The sequence below is a fragment of the Streptomyces sp. NPDC047028 genome (assembly GCF_040644095.1).
Lineage (GTDB): Bacteria > Actinomycetota > Actinomycetes > Streptomycetales > Streptomycetaceae > Streptomyces.
The window spans coordinates 1-26,923 of record NZ_JBEYVS010000040.1 but is presented as its reverse complement, the minus strand read 5'-3'; the positions used below and the strand labels follow the sequence as shown (position 1 = coordinate 26,923).

General features: G+C 72.8%; 18 protein-coding genes. 11 read left to right on the top strand and 7 right to left on the bottom strand.

Features of this window, described 5'->3' with window-relative positions:
• The first annotated feature begins 17 nt into the window (after positions 1 to 17).
• From ABZ854_RS29150 to ABZ854_RS29140, 3 genes are all read left to right on the top strand, one after another.
• Positions 18 to 1,544 (top strand): hypothetical protein, encoded by a 1,527-nt coding sequence (locus ABZ854_RS29150; RefSeq protein WP_361216443.1) that lies wholly within the window; start codon positions 18 to 20, stop codon positions 1,542 to 1,544.
• Positions 1,545 to 1,626: 82 nt separating this feature from the next.
• Entirely contained in the window at positions 1,627 to 2,505 is an 879-nt protein-coding gene (locus tag ABZ854_RS29145; RefSeq protein ID WP_361216440.1) for a hypothetical protein, read from the top strand.
• Between the two features lie 38 nt (positions 2,506 to 2,543).
• Positions 2,544 to 7,409 (top strand): hypothetical protein, encoded by a 4,866-nt coding sequence (locus tag ABZ854_RS29140; protein ID WP_361216438.1) that lies wholly within the window; start codon positions 2,544 to 2,546, stop codon positions 7,407 to 7,409.
• 84 nt (positions 7,410 to 7,493) lie between these two features.
• Here the strand turns inward: ABZ854_RS29140 and ABZ854_RS29135 are convergent, their stop codons facing one another.
• Complete coding sequence (locus ABZ854_RS29135) at positions 7,494 to 8,027, bottom strand: hypothetical protein (protein WP_361216435.1); 534 nt, start codon at positions 8,025 to 8,027, stop codon at positions 7,494 to 7,496.
• Between the two features lie 418 nt (positions 8,028 to 8,445).
• Here ABZ854_RS29135 and ABZ854_RS29130 point away from each other — a divergent pair, with 418 nt between their 5' ends.
• The 5 genes from ABZ854_RS29130 to ABZ854_RS29110 are packed head-to-tail and all read left to right on the top strand — an operon-like array spanning position 8,446 to position 16,251.
• Positions 8,446 to 11,166 (top strand): nitrate- and nitrite sensing domain-containing protein, encoded by a 2,721-nt coding sequence (locus ABZ854_RS29130; protein WP_361216432.1) that lies wholly within the window; start codon positions 8,446 to 8,448, stop codon positions 11,164 to 11,166.
• Positions 11,163 to 11,597, top strand: a complete 435-nt coding sequence (locus ABZ854_RS29125) for a roadblock/LC7 domain-containing protein (protein ID WP_129310428.1) — start codon at positions 11,163 to 11,165, stop codon at positions 11,595 to 11,597. Before ABZ854_RS29130 ends, ABZ854_RS29125 begins: the two co-directional genes overlap by 4 nt.
• Positions 11,598 to 11,606: 9 nt before the next feature.
• A complete protein-coding gene (locus tag ABZ854_RS29120; protein ID WP_361216429.1) occupies positions 11,607 to 12,002 on the top strand; it encodes a DUF742 domain-containing protein in 396 nt (131 codons plus the stop codon).
• Positions 12,003 to 12,026: 24 nt separating this feature from the next.
• A complete protein-coding gene (locus ABZ854_RS29115) occupies positions 12,027 to 15,665 on the top strand; it encodes a hydantoinase B/oxoprolinase family protein (RefSeq protein WP_361216426.1) in 3,639 nt (1,212 codons plus the stop codon).
• Positions 15,646 to 16,251, top strand: coding sequence for an ATP/GTP-binding protein (locus ABZ854_RS29110; protein WP_361216423.1), 606 nt, complete (start codon positions 15,646 to 15,648; stop codon positions 16,249 to 16,251). The genes ABZ854_RS29115 and ABZ854_RS29110 overlap by 20 nt, the downstream gene beginning before the upstream one ends.
• A gap of 8 nt (positions 16,252 to 16,259) precedes the next feature.
• Here the strand turns inward: ABZ854_RS29110 and ABZ854_RS29105 are convergent, their stop codons facing one another.
• Positions 16,260 to 17,450 (bottom strand): lipid-transfer protein, encoded by a 1,191-nt coding sequence (locus ABZ854_RS29105; protein ID WP_361216420.1) that lies wholly within the window; start codon positions 17,448 to 17,450, stop codon positions 16,260 to 16,262.
• On the bottom strand, positions 17,447 to 17,893 hold the full coding sequence (locus ABZ854_RS29100; RefSeq protein WP_361216416.1) for a zinc ribbon domain-containing protein: 447 nt from the start codon (positions 17,891 to 17,893) through the stop codon (positions 17,447 to 17,449). The genes ABZ854_RS29105 and ABZ854_RS29100 overlap by 4 nt, the downstream gene beginning before the upstream one ends.
• A 157-nt stretch (positions 17,894 to 18,050) precedes the next feature.
• Between ABZ854_RS29100 and ABZ854_RS29095 the strand changes: the two genes are divergently transcribed.
• Positions 18,051 to 18,587: an NUDIX domain-containing protein gene (locus ABZ854_RS29095; protein ID WP_361216414.1), complete on the top strand. Its 537-nt coding sequence runs from the start codon at positions 18,051 to 18,053 to the stop codon at positions 18,585 to 18,587.
• A gap of 10 nt (positions 18,588 to 18,597) precedes the next feature.
• Here the strand turns inward: ABZ854_RS29095 and ABZ854_RS29090 are convergent, their stop codons facing one another.
• Positions 18,598 to 20,973, bottom strand: coding sequence for a glycoside hydrolase family 31 protein (locus tag ABZ854_RS29090; protein WP_361216411.1), 2,376 nt, complete (start codon positions 20,971 to 20,973; stop codon positions 18,598 to 18,600).
• 214 nt (positions 20,974 to 21,187) lie between these two features.
• On the opposite strand from ABZ854_RS29090, the gene ABZ854_RS29085 reads away from it, so the two are divergent.
• Positions 21,188 to 23,155, top strand: a complete 1,968-nt coding sequence (locus ABZ854_RS29085; protein ID WP_361216408.1) for an acetoacetate--CoA ligase — start codon at positions 21,188 to 21,190, stop codon at positions 23,153 to 23,155.
• Positions 23,156 to 23,290: 135 nt separating this feature from the next.
• Entirely contained in the window at positions 23,291 to 24,184 is an 894-nt protein-coding gene (locus tag ABZ854_RS29080) for a hypothetical protein (RefSeq protein WP_361216405.1), read from the top strand.
• Positions 24,185 to 24,270: 86 nt separating this feature from the next.
• Here ABZ854_RS29080 and ptsP read toward each other — a convergent pair whose 3' ends face one another.
• The 3 genes from ptsP to ABZ854_RS29065 all read right to left on the bottom strand — a co-directional run.
• Complete coding sequence (gene ptsP / locus ABZ854_RS29075) at positions 24,271 to 25,941, bottom strand: phosphoenolpyruvate--protein phosphotransferase (protein WP_361216402.1); 1,671 nt, start codon at positions 25,939 to 25,941, stop codon at positions 24,271 to 24,273.
• 75 nt (positions 25,942 to 26,016) lie between these two features.
• Entirely contained in the window at positions 26,017 to 26,466 is a 450-nt protein-coding gene (locus tag ABZ854_RS29070) for a PTS glucose transporter subunit IIA (RefSeq protein WP_361216399.1), read from the bottom strand.
• Positions 26,467 to 26,703: 237 nt separating this feature from the next.
• Positions 26,704 to 26,923: hypothetical protein (locus ABZ854_RS29065; RefSeq protein ID WP_361216396.1), on the bottom strand; the 220-nt coding region annotated here is incomplete at its 5' end.

Below are 26,923 nucleotides of genomic sequence, written 5' to 3'. Positions count from 1 at the left end.
GACCTAATCTGTGCACCGTGACTTCGCCTGCACCGACGGACCGTGTTCCGCCCCAGCTCAACGCGGGGCCGCGCCCCGCTCCGGGGCCGGCCGCCGACGAGGGGCTGGCGCGGCGGCTGCGCGCGCTCGCCTGCACCGCGCCGCTGCACGACCTCGACCAGCGCAAGGCCAACCTCGCCGGTGAGTACTCGGTCTACGGCATGGCGGAGGTGGCCCTGGCCGCCATCGACCTGGTCACGCTGAACATGGACTTCGACACGGGCGCCGACCACGAGCAGATCGTCGCCCGGCTCATCCCGCGCATCGCCGTACAGGCCCCGCACCGGCCCGTCGCCGAGCACGAGCGCGTGGCCCGCTGGGTCCTGGAGAACCTGATCAATGTCGGCAGCGTGGACCGAGGCTTCCGCGCGGTGTACGGCACCTTCGCCCCCGACGGCACCTACGTCCGCCGGGACTACGACTTCAAGCTGATCGAGGAGGTCCCCGGCCCCGGCGGCACGGTCTACCTCCGCACCACCGACGAGGCCGTCAACGTGCTGGTGGGCGCCCTCGACACCGACGTCACCAGCGCCCAGATCGCCGCCGAGGTCAAACTGGAGGTGCTGATCAGCCGCGGCCGCCTCGCCGACGCCCAGCTCGCGGCCGAACAGGCCCGCTACCGCACCGTGCAGTACTCCGAGACCCTCCGCCGGGCCCTGGACGCCACCCGGCGCAACGTCCGCGCGGTGGACTGGCTCAGCGCCGTCCCCGACATGATCGCCGAGGCCCTGGAACACGTCGCCGACCGCTACCGGCACGAGAACGCGATCCTCACCAACATCCGCAAGGCGCGCGACGAGACGGAGGACGCCGAGCACAAGCGGCGGGCCGCCGAACTGGTCGACATCGTCAAGGACTGCATCCGCCGCCACACCCAGCTCCAGTCCCGCCTGCTGGAGGCCGGCCCCCTCTTCCGCGCCGAACAGGACCGGCAGGCCTTCGCCACACCCGCCGCGACCTCCGGCATCGACCTGTACGGCCATCTCGTCGCCCCGGCGCTGCCGTTGCCCCTGCAACAGGCGGTCCGGGTCACCGACGCCTTCTTCGCGCGCGGAACCGGGCCGCGCACGCCCGTGTCGGTCCGGGTGAGTGACCTCGTCGGGATACTGCTGACGCCGCCCCAGGAACGGGAGCACCTGGGCGCGGAGATGCCGGAGCCCGACCTGATCGCGACGCCGGACGACAGCCGGTTCAGCGAGGAGCAGCTGGCGTCCGCCATGGAGCTGCTGGACCTGCCCGCCGACGCGCCGCGCAGACTGTCCGGGCTGCTCGCCGACGCCCGCGCACACGATCCCGACCTGCCCTATCTCGTCGCGCTGCTGGCGGTGCACGCGGCCAGCCCGCCGGTCGGCACCGCCTACCGGCAGGGCGAGGAGAAACTGCTGTTCGCCGTGGACGACGGCACGGAACTGGACGATCCCGAGTTCGGCGGGGCCGACCTGATCGTCGGCACGGCCCTGCTCGACGCTGCGGGCATGGCGGCCGACCGGACGGAGGCCGCGTGAGGGACCTGCCGGCGGCGCCCGCGCCCGGCGCCGTACTCAAGACCGTTCTCAACACCGTTCTGAAGACAAAGGAGCCCCGGCCGTGAGCGAGCATGTCGAGTGGACTGACACGGAGACGCCGACGCCGTCGGTGTCCGCCGCCGTCACCCCCGCCGACGCCGCCGACGCGGCCCGGCTCGTCGCATTCGGGCTGCAGCCCAAACTGCAGCCCGCCCGCGACCAGGAGTACACGGAACTGCTCCGCCGCTACCGGGACGACCCCCCGTTCGCGCGGCTCGCCGACGCCGTCGCCGCCGGCCTGGGGCTCGTCGTGCTGGAGGTGTCCCCGCGCGCGGGAATGGCCGTGACGGCCGCCGAGGACTCGGTGTTCGCCGTCCGCATGGGCGACTACGCGCGTCGCACCGCCGCCGACTCCGGAGACCGCTTCCTGCACGGCCTGGCCCATCTCGCCGTCGCCGCGCTGGCCTTCCCGCGCCCCGAGGACCTGGCCGACGACGCCTACATCGGCCGTATCACCGTCAACGGCGTCGACGCCTTCGTCCGGCAGGCCTGCCGCCGCCTGGAGGAACGCGCCGAGGAACAGGGCGAGAACACCGACCCCGCCACCGACGCGCCCGGCCTGGAGGCGGCCTGGCGGATCTGGGCGAGACGCAGCGCGACCGGCGCCACAAAGGACGCGCGCCGGCCCGCCGCCTCCACCACCGGCATCGTCGCCAAGGCCGCGGCCTTCCTCACCGACTGCGGCTTCCTGCAGCGCACCGGTGACGACAACGGCGGCACCTACCGCACCACCGCCCGCTACCAGCTCCAGGTCCGCGACATGGCCGGCGCCGCCGCCATGGCCGAACTGCTGGACCTCGGCGTCGTCCCCGTCACCGACGGCACCGCCAGCCTGCTGCCCGGCGAGGACGCCGACGACCTGGACCTGGTGGCCGGCGCCGGACTGCCGTTCCACTCCTGACCCACCGCACGTTTCGACCACACTGACGAGAGTCCGCCATGTACGAGCTGTCCCGGGTCCGCCTCTACTCCATCGGGCCCGCCGGCGCGCGCTACGCCGACACCGTGCTCGACCTGCGCGGCGTCGGCCAACCCGTGCCCGACCCCGCCCCCACCCAGGCGGAGTTCTTCGAGGAGGAGCCGGCCGGCCCGCCGCGCCGCCCCGCGCCCGCGGGCGTGCTTTTCCTGGAGAACGGCGGCGGCAAGTCCGTCCTGCTCAAGCTGATCTTCTCGGTGATGCTGCCGGGCCACCGCAACACCCTCGGCGGCGCCAGCTCCGGCGTGCTGCGCAAGTTCCTGCTCGCCGACGACTGCGGCCACGTGGCCCTGGAGTGGCAGCACGTGCAGACCGGCGAGTGCGTCGTCGTCGGCAAGGTCAGCGAGTGGCGCGGGCGCCAGGTCTCGGGCGACCCGCGGAAGTTCGCCGAGGCCTGGTACTCCTTCCGGCCCGGCCCCGGCCTGAGCCTGGACAACCTGCCGGTCGCCGAGTCCACCGCCGTACGGCCGCCCGTCGAGGGCCAGTCGGGCGCCCAGGGCCGACGGCGCACCATGAAGGGCTTCCGGGACGCCTTCACCGAGGCCGGCAAGGCCTACCCGCACCTGGAGGCGCACTGGGAGGAGATCCACGACCGCTGGATCGAGCACCTCGGCGACCTCGGCCTCGACCCCGAACTCTTCCGCTACCAGCGGGAGATGAACGCCGACGAGGGCGAGGCCGCAGGCCTCTTCGCGGTCAAGAAGGACTCCGACTTCACCGACCTGCTGCTGCGCGCCGTCACCGACACTCGCGACACCGACGGCCTCGCCGACCTGGTCAGCGGCTTCGGCAACAAGCTGGGCCGCCGGGCCGAGCTGATCGCCGAACGCGACTTCACCGCCGGCTCCGCCGACCTCCTCGGCCGGATCGTCGAGGCCGCCGACACGCGGTCCCGCGCGCGTGACATCCACGCCGGGGCCGAGCGCCGCACCCGCACCCTGGCCCGCAGACTCTCCGCGCGTGCCGTACGGGAACGGGTGCGGGCCGCCGACCTCGCCCAGCGGGTCACGGCCGCCGCCTACGCCGTCACCCACTCCGAGGGCGCCCGCGAGCGCAGCGCCCTGATCGCCGCCGAACTCGCCTACCGTCACGCGTCCCTGGCGCTGGCCGGCGCCGAGAAGTCCGCCGCCGCGCAGAAGCGGGAACTGGCCGACGCACGCACCCTGCACGCCGCCTGGCAGGCCGCCGAGGCCGTACTGCGCCACCGCGCCGCCGCCGACCGCGTCGCGCGCGTGTCCGCCGCCATCCAGGAGGCCGAACGCGACGCCGCACCCGCGCTCGCCGCCCGCGCCAAGGCCGCCGTGGACCTCGTACGGGCCCTGCACGCGGCCGCGGAGGGCGCCGAGGCCCTCGCCGACCAGGACGAGGAGCGCTCCGCCGCGCTCCAGGAGGTCAGCGATGCCGCGTACCGCGACTCCACCGCCGCCGCCACCGAGGCGCAGCGCGCCCGCAGCGAGGCCGGGCACCTGCGCCAGCGCCTCACCGAGGTCGAGCAGGAGACCGCGGAGGCGGTCCGCGCGGGCTGGCTCGACGACAGCGCCCCGGACGCCGACCCCGCGCGCGCGGCGCTCGCCGCCAGCGACGCCGAGAAGAGCGCCGTGGCCGCCTGGGACACCTCCCGCGAAGCCGCTCGCAGGGCCACCGAGCACGCGCGTGAAGCGGCCGCCGCCGAGTCCCGCGCGGAGCTGACGGCGGCCCGCGCGGCGGACGCGGCGACGGCCGCAGAGCGGGCCCACGAGGCCGAGCGGCGGCTCGCCGAGGCCCTGGCGGCCGAGGAGCGCCTCGCGGAGCTGCTGAGCCTGCCGGGCGCCCCCGTGGCCGGCCGGGCCGCTGTGCCGGGCCCCCGGACGGGCGCCGAGGGCGGCGTGGACCGGGGCACCACAGAGCAGGGCACCGCAGAACTCGCTACCGCAGAACTCGCTACCGCGGAAGTCGCTGCCCCGCGTGGAGGGGACGCGGGCGAACCGGCCCCGCGCGGACACGCGAAAGCCACGGCCGCCCACGCGCCCGGAGACGCCGGAGCTCAGGGCGGCCCCGCCGCGGACGGCACCCCGCACCCGTCCGCAGACGCGGCCATCGGCGACGGCGGCCCGCTCACCCCCGAGCAGTTGGACCGCTTCGCAGACGAACTGCGCGACCTGCTCGACGCCGCCGTCACCTCGGCCGAACGGCACCTGTTCGAGCTGCGTACGGCTGCCGCCGACGACGCCCGCATCCTCGGCGCCCTGGGTGACGGCGGGCTGCTGCCCCCCGGCCCCGACGTGCTGGCCACCGTCGAGTTCCTCGGTGAGCACGGCATCCCCGCGCTGCCCGGCTGGCGCTACCTCGCCCAGGCCGTGGACCCCGCCGACCACGCGCGCGTGCTCGCCGCACGGCCCGAACTCGTCGACGGCGTCATCATCACCGACCCCGGCACGCACGCGCGTGCCCGCGACGCGCTCAGCGCCGCCGCCCTGCTGCCCCGCTCGGCCGTGGCCGTCGGCACGTCCGCCGCCCTGCTCGCCCCCACCCCGGCCCCCGGCAGCGCCCCCGAGGACGTCTTCCTGGTGCCGCCGAACCCGGCCATGCACGACGAACAGGCCGCCGACGAGGAACGACAGGCCCTGCGCGTGCGGGCCGCCGACCGGGACGAGGAGATCCGCACCCTCGCCGCCCGGCTCGGCAAGGACCGGGAGCTGACCGCCCGGCTCACCTCCTGGCGCACCGGCTGTCCCGCCGGACGGCTCGCCGAACTCGCCGGGGCCGCCCGCGAGGCCCGCGCGTTCGCCGAGGAGTCCGAGGCCGAACTCGCCGAGGCCCGTACCGTGCGGACCGAGGCCGACGAGGCCGGTGGCGAGACCGTGCGGGTCCGGGACGAGCGGCAGGAAGCCGCGCAGAAGGCCCGTCGCGCCGCCGACGCCCTCGCCGGACTCGCCTTCCGGCTCCGCGAACGGGCCGGCTGGCAGGTCCGGCTCCGTGAGCTGGCCGACGAGGCCGCCGAGTCCGAGGACCGCGCCCAGACCTGCCTGGACCGCGCCCGCACCGCCGACGAGGACCGGCGCGCCGCTCAGCGTGCCGCCGACGACGCCCGCCGCACCGCCCGTGCGCTGCGCGCCGAGCGCTCCGAGATCGCCGGCGCCCCCGACGATGTGCCCGAGGACGTGCCCGAGGACGTGTCCGACGACGGCACGGACGCCCCGAAGACCGCCCTTCCCGCCCTCCGCGAGGCCTACCGGGCCGCCTCCCAGGTGTACGAGAAGGTCGGCGTCGGTGCCGACCTGCGCGCCGAGCAGGCCCGCGCGGAGAGCGACGAGAGCGCCGCCCACGCGGAACTGGACCGGCTCAGCAACAAGGTCCGCACCCGCGCCGAGCAACTGCTGCGGTCCCCGGACGGCTCCGACGGCCCGTCCCGGCAGGCGGCGGCCGCGCGCGCCGAGGAACTGGTCCAGCTCCTGGAGACCCGCATGTCCTCCGCGAGCGAACAGCTCGGCCGGTTGCGCGGCGAGGCCGAACGGCACGCCCCCGCGGACGGCGAGGCACACACCGAACTGCCCGACGAACTCCTACCGCGCGACGCCGAGCACGCCCAGGCCCTCCTGCGCACGGCGACCGCCGAACTCACCGCCCGCACCGAGGCGCTGACCGAGGCCCGCGCCGCCCACACCGAACTGCTCCAGGCGCACCGGGCCGCCGAGGACGCGGCCGGCGGCTTCGACGAGATCGCCGCCATGCTCCGCGACCTGCTGCGCGAACACGGCCCCGAGGAGGAGCAGGAGGAGACCGAGCCCTACCCCGGCAGCCCGGAGGAGGCACGGCACTCCGCCGCCGAGGCCCGCCGCTCGCTGCGCGGCTGCGCCGCCGACCTGTCCGCCGCCGAGACGGCCGTGCGCGAGGCGAGCGACGTCCTCGTCCGGCACGCCAACTCCACGCGCTACGAGCAGGTGCGCACCCCCGCCCGGCAGCAGATCCGCGAACTGCCCGCCTCCGCGCTGCCGGAACACGCGCAGAAGTGGGCCGACGCCTTCGCGCCCCGGCTGCGCGTCCTCACCGACGAACTGGCGCAGCTGGAGCGCAACCGGGACTCGATCGTGGACCGGCTCAGGGGCCTCGTCGAGTCGGCCCTCGCCACCCTGCGCTCCGCCCAGCGGCTCTCCCGCCTCCCCGAAGGGCTCGGCGAGTGGTCCGGGCAGGAGTTCCTGCGCATCCGCTTCGAGGAACCCGACCAGGCGACCCTCGCCGAGCGTCTCGGCGAGGTCATCGACGACGCGACCCGCGCCGCGGTGAAGAAGAACTCCGACCTGCGCCGCGACGGCATGTCCCTGCTGCTGCGAGGCGTCGCGGCGGCGCTGCAGCCCAAGGGCGTGGCCGTGGAGATCCTCAAACCGGACGCCGTGCTGCGCGCCGAGCGGGTGCCCGTCGGCCAGATGGGCGACGTCTTCTCCGGCGGCCAGCTGCTCACCGCGGCCATCGCCCTGTACTGCACGATGGCCGCCCTGCGCTCCAACGACCGCGGCCGCGACAAGCACCGGCACGCCGGAACCCTGTTCCTGGACAATCCGATCGGCCGCGCCAACGCGACGTATCTGCTGGAGCTCCAGCGGGCCGTGTCCGACGCGCTCGGCGTCCAGCTGCTGTACACCACCGGCCTGTTCGACACGACCGCGCTGGCAGAGTTTCCGCTGGTCATCCGCCTGCGCAACGACGCCGACCTCAGGGCGGGCCTGAAGTACATCAGCGTGGAGGAACACCTCAGGCCGGGGCTGCCGAACGAGGCTTCCGCGGTGGAAGCGGCGCACAGCGAGATCACGGCGACGCGGATGTACAGACGACCGGCACCGAGCGCCTCGTAGCGGCGGGGTGGGCCGGGCCGCGGCGGCGCCGGCCTCCCGCGGCGGCGCCGCGACCTCCCACAGCGGGCAAGCGGGGCGCCCGTCTCAGGAGTGAGACAGCTGCCCGGAGCCGCCCCGGCGGCGTATCCGCTCCTGCTCCCGCAGAGCGGCCCGCTCCCGGCGGCGGCCGGCGCGCCGCTCGCGGCGCAGTGCACGGGCCGTGCTGCTCGGCTGGGAGACCACCCCGTTCCGCTGGCGCCACACCTGACGGGTCACCCACACGTCGACCGCGGCCCAGGTGGCCACCACCGTGCTGGCCACGCCGCTGATCACCATGGGGAACGCCACCCAGGACCCGGCCACCGTGCACAGGAACGCCACCACGGCCTGGATGAGCATCACCGCGGTGATCAGGACGGCCCGCACCGCCGCCGTACGCACCGGATCGGGCATCCGGTACCGCCGTGCCGGCTCCTCCACCCACAACGGCCGGTACTGCGCCCGCTGTTGCTCCCCGGAAGCCCGCTCGGCGGGCTCACGCACCGGAATCTCGCGATCCGGCGGCCCCTGGGCCCACCGCACCGTCGAGCGTGCGGCCCCTTCGTCCTCGGGCGCCTCGTGCCGCTGAGCCGTGCCCATCACCCTGTCACTCCCCACCGCCGGAAGACCGCTCGCCCCGGTGTCCGAAGACCCCGACACCCACTGGCTGCCCGGCTTACGCTGTTTTACGCCGCCGGGATGCGGGATGCGGCTCCTGTGGCCGATTCCGCCCCCATTTCCCACAGAGAAGGACGAACGGCACCGTCCGAAGATTCCCGATCGGCGAAAGAATTCAGCCAACTGGCTTTCCATATCGGACCGTCCGGCCGTTTCCAGCCGCCGGTTTCACGGTGGCCATCTCCCGCAATGCCCGGACAACTCGCCATCTCTCGCCGCTGTCACGGACGTTCGGCCGCCGAGCGTGTCTTCGAGATAGCTGTGAGGCGGTAGTAGGCTCGCGCCGTTTGTTGACGAACATGTGCGCCCCCGGCCGGCGGGGGTCGAGCTGGGGGAGGCCATGCGCTTTCGCGGGAAGTCCATCCGCCGGAAGATCGTGGCGCTGCTTCTCGTGCCGCTGGTGTCCCTGACCGCCATCTGGGCCTTCACCACGGTACTGACAGGGCGTGAGGTCACCCGGCTCTTTCACGTCAACCACATCGTCCAGGACATCGGGTACCCCACCGAGGACACCGTTCGCGTCCTGCAGCTGGAACGCCGCCAGACCCTCGTGTACCTGGCCGACCCGCGCGCCGCCGACGCCCTCACCGCCCTGCACCGGACCCGCACGGCCACCGACCGGGCCATCGCCAGGGTCCGCGTGAACGCCAAGGACCACGATGTCCTCGACGGCATGGACGCGGACGACACCGAACGCCTCACCGCCGTGCTGGACGGCTTCGGCGGCCTCGACGCACTGCGCCACAGCATCGAGCGGGGAACCGTCACCCGCGCCCAGGCCCTCGACCAGTACAACCGCCTCGTCGACCCCTGCTTCACGTTGCTCGCCGCACTCGACGGCGTCGACGACATCGACCTCAACCAACAGTCCCGCGCCCTGGTCAACATCAGCCGCGCCCGCGACCTGCTCTCCCGTGAGGACGCCCTGCTCGGCTCCGCGCTCGTGGTCGGCCGGCTCTCCCGCTCCGAGACCCGCGACGTGTCCGACCTCGTCGCCCAGCGCCGCCTCCTCTACCGCATCAGCCTTCCGCTGCTGCCGGACACGGAGAGCGAACGCTACGAACGCTTCTGGCGCAACGCCACCAGCACCCAGCTGAGGGCCGCCGAACAGGACGTCATCGGCATCACGTCCGGCACTCCGCACGGCATCACCGCCAAGGACTGGGACACCGCCGCGGCGGCCGTGCTCGACGACCTCGGCACCCTCGACGACCAGGCCGGAGACCGCTTCCAGGACCGGATGCACCCCGTGGGCCAGCGGGTGATCGCCCAGGCGGCCGTCGCCGGTGTCCTCGGCCTCCTCGCCCTACTCGTGTCCCTCGTGCTGTCCGTACGCATCGGCCGCGGCCTCGTCCGCGATCTGCGGCAGCTGCGCCTGGAGGCGCACGACGCGTCCGGTGTGCGGCTGCCCAGCGTGATGCGCCGCCTCTCGTCCGGCGAGCAGGTCGACGTCGAGACCGAGGTGCCGCGCCTGGAGTACGACCAGAACGAGATCGGCGAGGTCGGCCAGGCACTCAACACGCTCCAGCGCGCCGCCGTCGAGGCCGCCGTGAAACAGGCGGAACTGCGCGCCGGCGTCTCCGAGGTCTTCGTCAACCTCGCCCGCCGCAGCCAGGTGCTGTTGCACAAGCAGCTCACACTGCTCGACACCATGGAGCGCAGGACCGAGGACACCGACGAACTCGCCGACCTGTTCCGCCTCGACCACCTCACCACCCGCATGCGCCGGCACGCCGAGGGCCTGGTGATCCTCTCCGGTGCCGCACCCTCGCGGCAGTGGCGCCGGCCGGTGCAGCTGATGGACGTCGTCCGCGCCGCCGTCGCCGAGGTCGAGGACTACGAGCGCATCGAGGTCCGCCGGCTGCCGCGGGTCGCCGTCACCGGGCCGACCGTCGCCGACGTCACCCACCTGGTCGCCGAGCTCCTGGAGAACGCCACCGTCTTCTCGCCCCCGCACACCGCCGTGCAGGTCCTCGGTGAACGGGTCGCCAACGGCTTCACCCTGGAGATCCACGACCGGGGTCTCGGCATGACGGCCGAGGCGCTGCTGGACGCCAACCTCCGGCTCGCCGAGACTCCCGAATTCGAACTCTCCGACACCGACCGGCTCGGCCTGTTCGTCGTCAGCCGCCTGGCTCAGCGCCAGAACGTCCGTGTCTCCCTGCAGCCGTCTCCCTACGGCGGCACCACCGCCGTCGTCTTCATTCCCGACACGCTGCTCACCGACGAGGTCCCGGACACCAACGGCATCGGCTTCCGCCTCGACCGGGACCGGCCCGCCAAGGAGGCCGAGGCAGCCGGTCGCGCCACCGGCCGGTCCCCGATGCCGCTGCAGCTGCCGGGCCTGCCGGGCACCCTGCTGGACGGCCCGGTCGAGCTGGAGGCCCCCGTCGACCTGGACGCCCTCGACGACTTCCCCGGTGTCCTGACCGATGAGGACAGCGAGCGCGGCGGCCTGTTCCGCCCCCGCCGGTCCCTCGCCCGTGCCGACGACCAGCCCGCTCTCCGGGTGAGTGAACTTCATCAGCCCGCACCCCGGCTCCCGGACGACGGGGCGGCCGGCGAGCGCGGTCCCGTACCGCTGCCCCGACGCCACACGCCCAAGCTCGTCAGTTCGCACGGCAAGCCCGTCACGGACCAGCACGGGAGGCGCGGCGAGTCCGAGGAGCCGGCCGCCGGGGGGCGCCGCCCGGACACGGGGGGACCGGCCCCGCTGCCCGCCCGCCGACGAGGCGAGTCCGCGCGGCGCACCGGACCGTCGGACAGGGCGGGGGAGGGCGAGCACCTCCCGGCCACCGGCGGCACGGACGCACAGACCCGCGCCGACACCGGCTCGCTGCCCCGGCGCGTTCGGCAGGCCAGCCTGGCCCCGCAGCTGAAGCAGGACTCCGAACGGCGTACCGACCCGCAGCCGGGGCCCGCCGACCGCGACGCCGACGAGGTCCGCAGCAGGATGGCCTCGCTCCAGCGGGGCTGGCAGCGCGGCCGCGAGGAGAACGCCGCGGGCGACAGCGCCCGCAACGGCACAGCACCAGGAACGACTAAGGGGGACGGTCGATGACCGCACCGAAGGCGACCGGCCACACCGCGACGAACAGGGGGGAGCTGAACTGGCTCCTCGACGAGCTCGTCGACCGGGTCGCCAGCATCCGCAAGGCCGTCGTGCTCTCGGGCGACGGCCTGCCCACGGGGGTGTCCAAGGACCTGACCAGGGAGGACGGCGAGCACCTGGCCGCCGTCGCCTCCGGTTTCCACAGCCTGGCCAAGGGCGTGGGCCGGCACTTCGAGGCGGGCAGTGTCCGGCAGACGGTCGTGGAACTCGACGACGCCTTCCTCTTCGTGACCGCCGCCGGCGACGGCAGCTGCCTGGCCGTGCTCGCGGACGCCGACTCGGACGTGGGGCAGGTCGCCTACGAGATGACGCTCCTGGTCAAGCGGGTCGGCGTACATCTGGGCACCGCTCCACGCACCGATCTGCCCGCGGGCGGGTAGTGGGATGGCATGAGCGGTAACGGTCAGACGGGAAAGCACTGGTTCGACGACGAGGCCGGGCCGGTCGTCCGTCCGTACGCCATGACAGGCGGTCGCACCACCAGTGCGGCCCAGCACCGGCTCGATCTGATCGCGGTGGTCGGCACGGAACCGGGCGCGGGCGACCCGGAGGCGAACCACGCGCTCTCCCCGGAGCAGGTGGAGATCGTCGAACTGTGCCGCAAGGCGCCGCAGTCGGTCGCCGAGCTCGCCGCGGAACTCGACCTCCCCGTCGGGGTCGTACGCGTGCTCATCGGAGACCTGGTGCACGAGGAACTCATCCACGTGACGCGCCCGGTCCCCCCGGCGGAACTGGTGGACGAGAGTATTCTGCGCGACGTGATCAACGGCCTCCGGGCGCTGTGACCGGCGCGGAAGCGGAGAAGTGACGTGACAGGCTGGCAGTTCTGGGTCGACCGGGGCGGCACGTTCACCGACATCGTCGCGCGCCGCCCGGACGGCCGGCTGCTCACCCACAAACTGCTGTCCGACCGTCCCGCGCGGTACGCCGACGCGGCCGTGGCCGGCGTACGCGAACTCCTCGACGGCTCCGCGGAGCCCGTCGACGCCGTCCGCATGGGCACCACGGTCGCCACCAACGCGCTGCTGGAACGCACGGGCGAGCGCACTCTCCTCGTCATCACCCGGGGATTCGGCGACGCCCTGCGCATCGCCTACCAGAACCGCCCCCGCATCTTCGCCCGGCGCATCGAGCTGCCGGAACTGTTGTACGAACGCGTCGTGGAAGCCGACGAACGTATCTCCGCCGACGGCGCCGTGCTCCGGGCCCCCGACCTGGGCGGGCTGAGGGAAGAGCTCCAGCAGGCGTACGACGACGGGATCCGCGCGGTAGCCGTCGTCTGCCTGCACAGCCATCTCCACCCCGCCCACGAGCAGGCGATCGGCGCGCTCGCCGCGGACGTCGGCTTCCCGCAGATCTCGCTGTCCAGCGAGGTCAGCCCCCTGATGAAGCTCGTCCCGCGTGGGGACACCGCCGTCGTCGACGCCTACCTCTCGCCCGTACTGCGCCGCTACGTGCGGCACATCGCCGACGAACTGCACGATGTGCGCCTGATGTTCATGCAGTCCAACGGCGGCCTGACGGAGGCCGGACAGTTCCGCGGCAAGGACGCCATCCTCTCCGGGCCGGCCGGCGGCATCGTCGGCATGGCCCGCATGTCGCAGCTTGCCGGATTCGACCGCGTCATCGGCTTCGACATGGGCGGCACCTCCACCGACGTCTCGCACTTCGCAGGCGAGTACGAGCGCGTGTTCACCACCCAGATCGCCGGAGTCCGGCTGCGCGCGCCCATGCTGGACATCCACACCGTCGCGGCCGGGGGCGGATCCGTCCTGCACTTCGACGGCTCCCGCTACCGCGTCGGACCCGACTCCGCGGGCGCCACCCCGGGCCCCGCCTGCTACCGCGGCGGCGGCCCGCTCACCATCACCGATGCCAACGTGATGCTCGGACGCATCCAGCCCGTCCACTTCCCGGCCGTGTTCGGCCCGGACGGCGACCGCCCCCTGGACGCCGCCCTCGTCCACGACCGGTTCACGGCCCTCGCCCGGGAGATCCGCGAGCGGACCGGTGACGACCGCACCCCGGAACAGGTCGCCGAGGGCTACCTGCAGATCGCCGTCGCCGGCATCGCCAACGCGGTCAAACGGATCTCCGTGCAGAAGGGCCACGACGTCACCCGGTACGTCCTCACCACCTTCGGCGGGGCGGGCGGACAGCACGCGTGCCGGGTCGCCGACTCCCTCGGCATCCGCACCGTCCTCGTGCCCCCCATGGCCGGGGTCCTGTCCGCCCTCGGCATCGGCCTCGCCGACACCACCGCCATGCGCGAGCAGTCCGTCGAGGCCACCCTGGGCGCCGCCGCCATGCCGGGCATCCGCAAGACCGCCGACGACCTGGAGGCCGCCGCCCGCGCCGAACTCGGTGCCGAGGACGTCCCCGAGGAGCACATCCGGGTCATCCGCCGCGCCCAGCTCCGCTACGACGGAACCGACACCACCCTCACCGTCGAGCTGTCCGAGCCGGACACCATGCTGCACGCCTTCGAAGAGCGTCATCGCGCCACGTACTCCTTCACCCTCGATCGCCCGGTCGTCGTGGAAGCCCTCTCCGTCGAAGCCACAGGCATCACCGAACCCCCCGATCTCTCCGCCCTCGCCCCGTACGAAGGCCGTCCCGCGGCCGCCGACACCGTGCGCCTCCACACCGGCGGCGCCTGGCGCGACGTACCCCTCCACCGCCGCGATGGCCTTCCTCCCGGCGAGACGGTCACCGGACCCGCGATCATCACTGAGGCCAGTGCCACGACCGTCGTCGACGACGGCTGGCGGGCCACCGCGACCGACGACGGGCATCTGCTCATGGAACGCGCGGCGGTTACACAGAGTTCCGAACTCGGCACGGAAACCGATCCGGTTTTGCTTGAAGTCTTCAATAACCTCTACATGTCCATCGCCGAGCAGATGGGCGCCCGGCTGGAGTCCACGGCCCAGTCCGTCAACATCAAGGAGCGCCTGGACTTCTCCTGCGCCCTCTTCGACCCCGACGGCAACCTGGTCGCCAACGCCCCCCACATCCCCGTCCACCTGGGCTCCATGGGAGCCGGCGTCCAGGAGGTCATCCGCCGCCGCGCCACCGGGATGCGCCCCGGAGACACCTACGCCGTCAACGACCCGTACCACGGCGGCACCCACCTGCCCGACGTCACCGTGATCACCCCGGTCTTCGACCGCGACTCCGCCGACGCCACGGAGGGTGACCCCGAGATCCTCTTCTACGTGGCCTCACGCGGCCACCACGCCGAGATCGGTGGCATCGCCCCGGGCTCCATGCCGGCCCACAGCCGCACCATCGACGAGGAGGGCGTCCTCTTCGACAACTGGCTGCTCGCCGAGAACGGCCGCTTCCGGGAGACCGAGACTCGCCGTCTGCTCACGGCGGCGGCCCACCCCTCCCGCAACGTCCCGACGAACCTCGCCGACCTGCGGGCGCAGATCGCCGCCAACCGCAAGGGCGTCGACGAAGTCCGCCGCATGATCGCCGAGTTCGGCCTCGACGTCGTCCAGGCCTACATGCGGCACGTGCAGGACAACGCCGAGGAATCCGTCCGCCGCGTCATCGACGCCCTCGACGACGGCGCATACGCCTACGAGACCGACTCCGGTGCCGTCATCCGCGTCCGCGTGCGCGTCGACCGGGCCGAACGACGGGCGACCATCGACTTCACGGGCACCTCCGCGCAGCTGACCACCAACTTCAACGCCCCCCTCTCCGTCGTCAACGCGGCCGTCCTGTACGTCTTCCGCACCCTCGTCGCGGACGACATCCCCCTCAACGACGGCTGCCTGCGCCCCCTGGACATCATCGTCCCGCCCGGCTCGTTCCTCGCCCCGGAACCCCCCGCCGCCGTGGTCGCCGGCAACGTGGAGACCTCCCAGGCCGTGACCGGCGCCCTCTACGCCGCACTGGGCGTCCAGGCCGAGGGGTCCGGGACGATGAACAACGTCACCTTCGGCAACGAACGCCACCAGTACTACGAGACCGTCGCCTCCGGCTCCGGAGCCGGAGACGGTTTCCCCGGCGCCGACGTCGTCCAGACCCACATGACCAACTCGCGGCTGACCGACCCGGAAGTCCTGGAGTGGCGGCTGCCCGTCCGGCTCGACGAGTTCGCCGTCCGGCGCGGCAGCGGCGGCGCCGGACGGTGGCACGGCGGCGACGGCGCGGTGCGCCGCATCCGCTTCCTCGAACCCATGACCGTCTCCACGCTCTCCCAGCACCGCCGCGTTCCGCCCTACGGCATGGCGGGCGGCGCACCCGGCGCGCTCGGCGCCAACCGGGTGGAGCGGGCCGACGGTACGGTCACCGAACTCGGCGGAAGCGGCTCGGCGGACGTCGCCCCCGGTGACGTACTCGTCATCGAGACCCCCGGTGGCGGCGGCTACGGCCGACCGTCGCCCGACCCCCATCAAGCAGGAGAAGAGAAGGATGATCTTCGGGCGTTCTGAGCGCGGCACGTCCCCGGTCGAGCCCGTCACGCTCAAGATCCTCGTGGCCGGCGGCTTCGGCGTGGGCAAGACGACCCTAGTCGGCTCGGTCAGCGAGATCAGGCCGCTGCGCACCGAGGAGTCACTGACCGAGGCCGGGCGCCCCGTCGACGACACCGAGGGCGTGGAGGGCAAGCACACCACCACCGTGGCCATGGACTTCGGCCGCATCACCCTGCGCGAGGACTTGGTGCTGTACCTCTTCGGCACACCCGGGCAGGAACGCTTCTGGTTCATGTGGGACGAGTTGTCCGAGGGCTCTCTCGGCGCCGTGGTCCTCGCCGACACACGCCGCCTGGAGGACTGCTTCGCCGCCGTCGACTACTTCGAGCGGCGATCCATCCCCTTCCTCGTCGGCGTCAACTGCTTCGAAGGGGCCGACCGCTATCCGGCCGAGGCCGTCCGTCAGGCCCTCGACCTGGACGAGAACGTGCCCGTGATGCTGTGCGACGCGCGTGACCGGGAGTCCGTCAAGGAGGTGCTCATCGGGGTCGTCCAGCACGCGATGGCGTACGCCTCCGAACGCGGTCAGGCCCTTACCAGCTGAGCCGCCGGTCAGTGCACGGCGATCACCGACGAACCATGCCCGAACAGCCCCTGGTTGGCCGTGATGCCCACCCGCGCCCCGCTCACCTGCCGTCCGGCCGCGGCGTTCCTCAACTGCCAGGTGACCTCGCACACCTGGGCGATGGCCTGGGCCGGCACGGCCTCGCCGAACGAGGCAAGTCCGCCACTGGGGTTGACGGGTATGCGACCGCCGGGGGACGTCGCGCCCTCCCGGAGCAGCTTGGCGGCCTCGCCCTCGCCGCACAGCCCCAGATCCTCGTACCACTGCAGCTCCAGCGCGGTGGACAGGTCGTACACCTCGGCCAGGGACAGGTCCTCCGGGCCGATACCCGCCTCCTCGTAGGCGGAGCGGGCGATGGAGGCCCGGAAGCCCTCTTCGGGAGCTGCCACCGACACCGCGGAGTCCGTGGCGATGTCGGGGAGGTCCAGCACCGTGCTCGGGAACCGCGGGGTCACGGTCGCGACCGCCCGGATCCGTACCGGGCGCGCGACTCCGTGCCGGTGAGCGAAGTCCAGGCCGGACAGCACCAGGGCCGCACCGCCGTCGGAGGTCGCGCAGATGTCGAGCAGCCGAAGCGGATCGGCGACCACGGCGGATGCGGCGACCTCTTCGGCGGTGACCCGCTTGCGGTAGCGCGCGTACGGGTTCAGCGCCCCGAGGGCGGCGTTCTTCACCTTGACCAGCGCGAAGTCCTCCAGGGTGTCCCCGTGCACCGCCATCCGCCGCCGCGCGTACAGCCCGAAGTACGCCGGGTTCGTCGCCCCCAGCAGACGGAAGCGCAGCCAGTCGGGGTCGTCCGGCCGGTCCCCGCCCGCCGGCCGGAAGAACCCCTTGGGCGCCGCGTCCGCCCCCACCACGAGCACCACGTCGGCGAGCCCGGCCAGGATCTGGGCCCGCGCGGTCGCGATCGCCTGCGCCCCGGACGCGCACGCCGCGTACACACTGGCGACCCGGGCTCCCTGCCAGCCCAGTGCCTTGGCGAACGAGGCACCCGCGACGTATCCGGGGTAGCCGCCACGCATGGTGTCCGCGCCCACGATCGAACCCACGTCCCGCCAGCGCAGCCCCGCGTCCGTCAGCGCCGCGCGCGCCGCCGCGGTTCCGTACTCGACGAAGCCGCGCCCCCACTTGCCCCAGGGGTGCATGCCCACGCCGAGCACCGCCACGTCCTCCGTCATGCCGTCACCCCCACGGGCCGCCAGTGCCAGGTCGTCCAGGTCGTCTCCGCGTCCGCGTACAGCACGCCGGGAACGGCCTCCACCTCCATGCCCACCGTCAGATCGGCGACGGTGACCCCGGGAACCGCCTGACCCAGCACCACCATCCGCTCGGCCTCCAGCTGCACCGCGATCAACGCGTACGGCACCCACGGAAGTTCCGGATTGCTCACATAGGGTGACGGAGGGCGGTATCTGCTGTCGGTGTACGACCAGACGCGCCCCTTTCGCGACAGCGGGACCTCCTCCAGCGTGCCCCCCGTGCAGTGCGGATTGCGGCAGTGGATGTCCTCGCGGGGGAAGAACACCGAGGCGCAGGACGAACAGCGGGTGCCCAGGAGCCGGAACTCGTCCCCCTCGCCGGTGAACCAGCCGGAGACCGCGGGCGTGCTTGTGCGCGGCAAAGCCCCTCCCTGACAAGCGAATCTGACGGGACGTCAGAAGTGTGCCACGGGCAGCCGGAAATGGGCAGGCCGCCCCGTACGTCCCGACCGGACGCTCTCGACCGGCAGAACCCCGATGACGGAAGACGCCATTCCTCTGATCGGATACAGTCCGCGCGTGTCCGAAATTCAGCACTCAACGGCCAACTCCGAGCCGAACTCACACTGTTCGAGCTGCGGGGCGCTCTATGGCGAGGGCGTCACCGGCTGGCCCCGCACCTGCCCCTCCTGCGGAACCGTCGCCTACCGCAACCCCCTGCCGGTCGCGGTCGCCCTCCAGCCCGTCTACGACACCAAGGGCACGGCCCTCGTCGTCATCACCCGCACGATCGCACCCGCGCGCGGGGGCACCGCACTGCCCGGCGGCTACGTCGACGACCGCGAGGACTGGAAACAGGCCGTCGTCCGTGAGCTCAAGGAGGAGACGGGTATCGACGCGGCCGCCCGTGAGGTGCGCCTCGCCGACGCCATGAGCTCACCCGACGGCCACCTGCTGCTGTTCGGACTGCTTCCGGAACGCCCGGCCGAGGGGCTCCCCCCGTCCGGCACCACCGCCGAGACCGAGGGATGGCACCTGCTGCGCCGACCGGAGGAACTCGCCTTCCCCCTGCACACCCTCGCCGTGCGGGCCTGGTTCGAGGGCCGCTACGTCTGAGCCGGGCCCCTCAGCCGAGCCCACGCACACGCACCGGGCAGGGCGGCTCCGTCACGCCGTCCTCCCGCTCCCGTGCCACCACCACCCGACGGCCCTCACGACGGGCGACGTAGCGTTCGATCTCCGGCTCGTCCCACCCGTCTTCCACGCCGTCTCCCGCGTCCGGCACGACCAGCCCACCCCCGGCCTGCCCCGGCGCCGGCGCCCACACCTCCAGCACCGGCCCGCCGTCCTCCCCGCGCACGGGAACGACCGCCCCCGCGCGGGCCAGTACCGGGATCCGCGACAGCGGCGCGTCCACGAGAACCCGCCCCGGCCCCTCGTACGCCACCTCCGTCGCCGTGTCGTACCAGCGCCCCCGCGGGAGGCACACCACACGACGGTCCACCCCCGGACCGAGCACCGGGGCCACCAGAAGACCGTCACCCAGCAGGAAGGCGTCCTCGCACTCACGCAGAACCCGGTCCTCCGGAGCCCCCCACCACAGCGGCCGTGCACAGGGTGCGCCGGTACGCCGGGCCAGGTGCGCCAGCGTCATGAGGTAAGGCAGCAGCCGACGGCGTCCGAGCAACGCCACGCGCGCGTGCGCCAGCACATCCGGACCGAACTCCCAGGGCTCCCCGCTCCCCGCGCGCCCACCCGCGTGCGTACGGAGGAACGGCAGCCACGCGCCGAGCTGCAACCACCGCAGGTACAACTCCGGTGACGGACGGCCGTCGGAGCCGCCCACATCCGCCCCGGAGAACGGCACCCCGCACAGCCCGAGCCCCAGCACGAGCGACAGGGACGCGCGCAACCCCGGCCACCCCGTCGCCAAACCGTCCGAACAGGCGCCGCCATGGCGCTGCATGCCCGCCCAGCCCGACCGCGAGAACAGGAACGGCCGCTGCCGGGGGGAGGCAGCCCGCAGCCCCTCGTAGCCGGCCCGGGCCATGCAGAGGCCGTACACGTTGTGGGCCTCCCGGTGATCACCACCGCGGCCCTCCAGCGCGTGCCGCGCCGAACGCGGCAGCGTCGACCCACCGAAGGCGTGGAACGACGTCGGCTCGTTCATGTCGTGCCAGAAGCCCGCGACGCCCCGCCCCAGCCGCTCCTCGTACAGACCGCCCCACCAGTCACGTACGCGCGCGTGCGTGAAGTCCGGATACACCGACTCGCCGGCCCGCCCCACGCCCCGCACCGTCCGCCCCGCGGCATCCCGGACGAACGCGCCCGCCTCCGCACCACTGTCGTACACGCCGTCGCCGCGGGAGACAGGCACGGCCGGACCCACCGTGGCCACCAGCCGGACCCCGTCGCGGCGCAACTCCTCCGCCAGCACAGGCAGATCCCCGAGGCGCTCGCGGTCGCCGGGGGGCACCTGCCGCCCCGCGGGGCGGCCGACGTCCAGATGGACGGCGTCCAGCGGCAGGGCATGCTCCCGGTAGCCCGACACCATGCGCCGCACCTCCTGCCCGCCGCCCAGATTCCGGCGCGCGTGATGGTGGCCGAACGCCCATGACGGCGGCAGCGCGGGCGCCCCGGTCAGCGACGCCCACGTGCGCAGTACGCGCGCGGGAGTGCCCACCATGACCCAGCAGCGCAGCGGACCGCCGTCCATCCGCACCTCGCAGCACCCCGCCAGGTCGTGCCCCGACCCGGCCCCCTCCTCGCCCTCCCGCAGCGTCACCGTGCCGTCCCACGAGCTGTCGTGGAACACGAGGTGCGCGCCGGCGTCGGCCACCACCAGATGCACGGGCATGGTCACGTACAGCGGATCGTCGCCGCAGCCGAACGCACGGCCCGGAGCGGTGTTCCACAGCCGGTACGTCCCGGTCCGCAGCCGAGGCCCGCCGGCCCGGCCACCCAGACCGAAGAACCGGGCGTCCGCCGCCACCTCGGACCGCTGCGTCCACCGCCGCCCCTGACCCCCACCGACCGGCTCCCACCAACGCGGCGGAAGGTCCCGCCGCAGGACTACCCCACCGGGCGTGCGCACCTCGATCGCACCGTGCCGGGAGACGACCACCGTCACCCGCTCGGCCACGACCCGCCGGCCGCCGTCCTTGTCCGGCTCCAGCACCGCCCGCGGGTCCGGCTCGGGGCACCCGCCGGCGAGCGCGTACGACGGCTCCGCGCGAGCCCCGTCCCAGCCCCAGAACACGGCCCCGTTGACCGCGACCGCGACCCGCAGCTCGGAGCGGGCGAAACGGATCACGCCTCCGCCCGGCCCCGGCTCGGCCTCGACCACCGACCCCGGTACCCGAGCGCGCTCCGCACCCCGCGGCGCCGGCCCGGTGGCGTCGCTCCGCCGCATCCGCCAAGCGGCCCGCACGGTGTGCCACCCCCGTGCCGCCCTCCCCGCACCGACCACACCCACCGAACGCACCAGGTCACGACCGTCCATGCCGCTCACCCTGTCACCGCCCGGCCCACGCGCGCGTGGCGTTCAGCCGCCGTTCATCCGGACCCCGCCAAGATCTTCACGACACGGACGATGTGGGACGTGCCCTGGTGCGGAAGTCGATCACGTGGCATCGTCCCTGTCAGCCGCGTCACGCGCACACCCCGGCACGTGCGCGGACCGACGCACACGACGCGCACAGTCCAGGAGCAGCCCGATGTCGACCGCCAACCCACAGCCGCTCTGGCAGCCCGATCCGCAGCGGATCGCGCAGGCACGGATCACCCGGTTCCAGGCCTGGGCCGCCGAGCACCACGGTGCCCCCGCGGAAGGCGGCTACCCGGCCCTCCACCGGTGGTCCGTCGACCAGCTCGACACCTTCTGGAAAGCCGTCACCGAGTGGTTCGACGTCCGGTTCTCCACGCCCTACGCGCGCGTGCTCGGCGACCGTACGATGCCGGGCGCCCAGTGGTTCCCGGGTGGCACGCTGAACTACGCCGAGCACGCTCTGCGCGCCGCCGGCGAGCGCCCGGCCGAACCCGCGCTGCTGTACGTCGACGAGGCCCATGAGCCGACCCCGGTGACCTGGTCCGAGCTGCGCCGCCAGGTGGGCTCACTCGCCGCCGAACTCCGCGCCCTCGGCGTACGCCCCGGCGACCGTGTCAGCGGCTACCTCCCGAACATCCCCCAGGCGGTCGTCGCACTCCTCGCCACGGCCGCCGTCGGCGCCGTGTGGACCTCGTGCGCCCCCGACTTCGGCGCCCGCAGCGTGCTCGACCGCTTCCAGCAGGTCGAGCCGGTCGTCCTGTTCACCGTCGACGGCTACCGCTACGGCGGCAAGGAGCACGACCGCCGCGAGGTCGTCGCCGAGCTGCGCCGCGAACTGCCCACCCTGCGAGCCGTGGTCCACATCCCCCTCCTCGGCACCCCCGCCCCGGAGGGCACCCTGGACTGGGCGGCGCTGACGTCGGCCGACACCGAGCCCGTCTTCGAGCCGGTCCCGTTCGACCACCCGCTGTGGGTGCTCTACTCCTCCGGTACGACCGGCCTGCCCAAGGCCATCGTGCAGTCCCAGGGCGGCATCCTGGTCGAGCACCTCAAGCAGCTCGGCCTGCACTGCGACCTCGGCCCGGAAGACCGTTTCTTCTGGTACACCTCGACCGGCTGGATGATGTGGAACTTCCTCGTCTCCGGCCTGCTCACGGGAACCACGATCGTCCTGTACGACGGCAGCCCCGGCTACCCCGACACGGGCGCCCAGTGGCGCATCGCCGAACGCACCGGAGCCACCCTCTACGGCACCTCGGCCGCGTACGTCATGGCCTGCCGCAAGGCGGGCGTGCACCCCTCCCGCGACTTCGACCTCTCCCGCGTCCAGTGCGTCGCCACCACCGGCTCCCCCCTGCCCCCCGACGGCTTCCGCTGGCTGCACGACGAGGTCCGAGACGACCTGTGGATCGCCTCCGTCAGCGGCGGCACCGACGTCTGCTCCTGCTTCGCCGGAGCCGTGCCCACCCTCCCGGTGTACACAGGCGAACTCCAGGCGCCCGGCCTGGGCACCGACCTGCAGTCCTGGGACCCGAGTGGTGAACCCCTCGTCGACGAGGTCGGCGAACTCGTCGTCACCAACCCCATGCCGTCCATGCCGATCCGCTTCTGGAACGACCCCGACGGCAGCCGCTACCACGACAGCTACTTCGACACCTATCCCGGCGTCTGGCGCCACGGCGACTGGATCACCCTCACCTCGCGCGGCTCGGTGATCATCCACGGCCGCTCCGACTCCACCCTCAACCGGCAGGGGGTGCGCATGGGCTCGGCCGACATCTACGAGGTCGTCGAACGCCTGCCCGAGATCAAGGAATCCCTCGTCATCGGCATCGAACAGCCCGATGGGGGCTACTGGATGCCGCTGTTCGTACACCTCGCGCCCGGCGCGGTCCTCGACGACGGGCTGCTGAACCGCATCCGGCAGAGCATCCGCGAACAGCTCTCACCGCGCCACGTCCCCGACGAGGTGATCGAGGTGCCCGGCGTCCCGCACACCCTCACCGGCAAGCGCATCGAAGTCCCGGTCAAGCGCCTCCTGCAGGGCACGCCCCTGCTGAAGGCCGTCAACCCCGGCTCGATCGACAACCTAGGCCTCCTCGACTTCTACGAGGAACTCGCCCGCAAGCGCGCCTGAGCCCGCCGGCCCGCCACCCTCCGCAAGCGGCCTCGGACCCGGCGATGGCCGGGCCGGGGCCGTTCGGCGGCTCCGTTGTCAGTGCCCGCGGTTACGGTGAGTGAGCATCGATCGACCGCGCACTTGGGGGAAACCATGGCGAACACCGCTCACGACACCATGCGACGCGTCCTGCGCCGCGAGATCGCCGGCACCATCGGCCTGATCACCGACGAACACGACTTCCACGCCATGCGGCGCTACCGCAGCTTCACCTTCACCGACCACACCACCTACCTCCAGCAGGTCGAGGCCCTCCTCAAAGCCCGCGCCGGACAGGGCAACCACACCACACTGGCCCTCTTCGACCCCGAGGAGTACGCCGACTTCTGCGCGGCCACCGGCCTCGACCCCGAGGCCTCCACGAGCCGCTCCCGGTTCACCGCCGAACTGGCGACCACCGGCGCCACCATCCCCTACGAGGGCCAGCCCCTCGCCGCACTCCTCCCTGCCCTCGTCGACGAGGCCGTACGCCAGGCCACCTGGGAGTACGCCACCGCCCTCCTGACCCGCCTCGGCCCCTGCCCCAGCTGCGGGGAGGACATCGGCCGCGCCGCCTTCAGCCGCGCCTCCGACATCCTGGTCCGCATCCTCGACACCGCCCCACCCGGCGACCGGCACATCGTCTGCAGTGTCTCCGGACCACCGGAGACACTCCTCTCCGTCCTGAACGCCGACGCCGAGACCGACGGCGGCACCCGCCTCGACGAGGCCGAGACCCTCGAATTCACCAGCGTGCTCGCCCTCGGCCTCGCCACCCGCAGCCCCGGCGGAATCGTGCTGCGCGCCAGCACACCCCGCACCGCCGACCGCGTCTACGGATGGCGACTGCGCGGCGGCGGACTCGAACCGCTCACCGCCGCCGAGGTCTTCGACGCCTACTGCACCGACGTCGAAACCGGCGAACTCATCTCCCCGGAACCCGGCGTCGACTACGGCACACCACCCGACCTCGGAGAGGAGAACACCACCCCGGGTCACCGTCACTGAACGCACCCGTCACCGAACGCACCAGGGGCGCCCCACCCGAAGGCGGGGCGCCCCTGGACACCGGCACCGCAGGCACCGGCCCGACCTCACTCGCCGGACAGCACCGCCTGCGCGGCGCCGCGCGCGTCCTCCGCGCTGTCCGTGGCACGAGCGGCCGCAGCGGCCCGCTCGCACTGCGCCAGCGTGTACTTCGCCAACGTCGCCCGGACATAGGGAATCGACGCCGCACCCATGGACAGGGAGGTGACTCCCAGACCCGTCAGCACACACGCCAGCAGAGGGTCCGACGCGGCCTCACCGCACACCCCGCAGCTCTTGCCCTCGGCTTTCGCCGCCTCCGCAGCCAGCGCCACCAGGTCGAGCAGCGGGGGCTGCCACGGATCCTGCAGCCGCGACACCGCGCCCACCTGCCGGTCGGCCGCGAACGTGTACTGCGCCAGGTCGTTGGTCCCCAGCGACAGGAACTCGACCTCCTGCAGGATCGACCGCGCGCGCAGCGCGGCCGACGGGATCTCCACCATCGCACCGAACTTCGCCCGCAGCCCGGCAGCACGGCACGCGTCCGCGAACGCCCTGGCGTCCGTACGGTCCGCCACCATGGGCGCCATGACCTCGAGGTACACGGGCAGCCCCTCGGCGGCCCTCGCCAGCGCCGTCAACTGCGTGCGCAGGACCTCCGGATGGTCCAGCAGCGTCCGCAGACCACGCACGCCCAGCGCAGGGTTCGGCTCGTCGGCCGGCGTCAGGAAGTCCAGCGGCTTGTCCGCGCCGGCGTCCAGCACCCGCACCACGACACGGCCCTCGGGGAACGCCTCCAGCACCTGCCGGTAGGCGTCCACCTGCTTCTCCTCGGACGGCGCGTTCTTGCTGTCGTCCAGGAACAGGAACTCGGTACGGAACAGCCCGACGCCCTCGGCACCGGCCTCCACCGCCGCCGGCACGTCCGCCGGACCACCGACATTGGCCAGCAGCGGCACCTTGTGCCCGTCAGCGGTGGCACCCGGCCCCGTCGAGGCGGCCAGGGCGGCCCTGCGCTCGGCGGCCGCCGCCTTCAACTGCGCCTTCTTCTCCTCGCTCGGGTTCACGAAGATGTCACCGGTGCTGCCGTCGACGGCGATCACCGTGCCCTCGGCCAGCTCACCGGCGCCCGGCAGCGCCACCACCGCCGGAACACCCAGCGCCCTCGCGAGGATCGCGCTGTGACTGGTCGGCCCACCCTCCTCGGTCACGAAACCGAGCACCAGGGTCGGATCCAGCAGCGCGGTGTCCGCCGGAGCCAGGTCCCGGGCGACCAGGACGTACGGCTCGTCGCTGTCCGGGACACCCGGCATCGGCACGCCCAGCAGCCGGGCGACGATACGGTTCCGCACGTCGTCGAGGTCGGCCACGCGCCCGGCCAGGTACTCACCGGCGCCGGCGAGCAGCTCCCGGTACGCGGCGAACGCGTCGTACACGGCACGCTCCGCGGTACTGCCAACGGCGATACGCCGCTCGACATCCGCCATCAGCTCGGGGTCCTGAGCCATCATGGCCTGGGCCTCCAGCACCGCCTGGGCCTCGCCCCCGGCCAGGTTGCCGCGCGCCATGAGGTCTGCAGCCACAGCTTCCACGGCCTTGCGGGCACGACCCTGCTCGCGCTCCGCCTCTTCCACCGGGATCTGCTTGGCCGGCGGTTCCAGGACCGCCGTTCCCATGTGCCGTACCTCGCCGATCGCCACACCGTGGCTCACACCGACGCCTCGCAGCGTTGTCTCCATCTCACCCGTCTCCGGTAGTGCGGCAGGTCCCGCCGCCGTGGTTGTCCTGGGGGCCGTCGCGAGACGGCAGTGCTGTCAGTTCCAGACGAAGAGCTGGTCGCCGGCCTTCACATCGCCGCTCTCACTGAGGTCGGCGAGGGACTCGGCGGTGGCTTCCAGCGCCACGACGGGGCACACCGGCGACTTCCCAGCCGCCTCCACGGCGGCCGGGTTCCAGCGCACGACGCTCTGGCCGCGGGCCACGGTGTCGCCCTTGCTGACGAGCAGTTCGAAGCCCTCGCCGTTGAGCTGCACGGTGTCGATACCGAGGTGAGTGAGTACGCCGCGACCGCTCTCGTCGACCACGACGAAGGCGTGCGGATGAAGGGAGACGATGACGCCGGCCACGGGCGCCACGGCCTCGGAGGGCTCACGGACGGGGTCGATCGCGGTGCCCGGGCCGACCATGGCCCCGGAGAAGACCGGATCCGGCACGGCGGCCAGTCCGATGGCACGTCCTGCAAGAGGGGACGTCACGGTGGTCATGGGAAGCCTCCCAAGGAGTGGAGCTGCAGATGGGTCGTCCCTGTTTGTCCCGGACGGCGCACTGAGCAGCAGCGTATGTCAAATGAAGTGGCGGTTCCGGATCGAAGCTACCAGCAAGTGGTCTAGACCACCAACCCCGCGGATTTGCACGCAGTTCAGCGCCGCGTGTACAGTCGTGCTCCTGCTTGAGGGAGAGCGGCGCGACCGAGCGTCCTCGCTCAGCAGCAACCAAACTCGTCAGATCCTATCCAGGGTCGCTGTCTGCATGTCCGCAGATGAGTGGTCAGGGAGACGGAAAAAGCCTGGTAGAGTTTGAAACACCGAAGGGAAGCGCCCGGAGGAAAGCCACGAGAGAGTCTCTCGGGTGAGTACAAAGGAAGCGACCGTTCCTTGAGAACTCAACAGCGTGCCAAAAATCAACGCCAGATATGTTGATACCCCGTTCTCGGTCATCATG

Coding starts and splice junctions, on each gene's coding strand:
- ABZ854_RS29140 (WP_361216438.1), top strand. CDS start 2,544: ATGTACGAGCTGTCCCGGGTCCGCCTCTACTCCATCGGGCCCGCCGGC.
- ABZ854_RS29085 (WP_361216408.1), top strand. CDS start 21,188: ATGTCGACCGCCAACCCACAGCCGCTCTGGCAGCCCGATCCGCAGCGG.
- ABZ854_RS29135 (WP_361216435.1), bottom strand. CDS start 8,027: ATGGGCACGGCTCAGCGGCACGAGGCGCCCGAGGACGAAGGGGCCGCA.
- ABZ854_RS29070 (WP_361216399.1), bottom strand. CDS start 26,466: ATGACCACCGTGACGTCCCCTCTTGCAGGACGTGCCATCGGACTGGCC.
- ABZ854_RS29130 (WP_361216432.1), top strand. CDS start 8,446: ATGCGCTTTCGCGGGAAGTCCATCCGCCGGAAGATCGTGGCGCTGCTT.
- ABZ854_RS29105 (WP_361216420.1), bottom strand. CDS start 17,450: ATGACGGAGGACGTGGCGGTGCTCGGCGTGGGCATGCACCCCTGGGGC.
- ABZ854_RS29090 (WP_361216411.1), bottom strand. CDS start 20,973: ATGGACGGTCGTGACCTGGTGCGTTCGGTGGGTGTGGTCGGTGCGGGG.
- ABZ854_RS29080 (WP_361216405.1), top strand. CDS start 23,291: ATGGCGAACACCGCTCACGACACCATGCGACGCGTCCTGCGCCGCGAG.
- ptsP (WP_361216402.1), bottom strand. CDS start 25,941: ATGGAGACAACGCTGCGAGGCGTCGGTGTGAGCCACGGTGTGGCGATC.
- ABZ854_RS29110 (WP_361216423.1), top strand. CDS start 15,646: ATGATCTTCGGGCGTTCTGAGCGCGGCACGTCCCCGGTCGAGCCCGTC.
- ABZ854_RS29125 (WP_129310428.1), top strand. CDS start 11,163: ATGACCGCACCGAAGGCGACCGGCCACACCGCGACGAACAGGGGGGAG.
- ABZ854_RS29120 (WP_361216429.1), top strand. CDS start 11,607: ATGAGCGGTAACGGTCAGACGGGAAAGCACTGGTTCGACGACGAGGCC.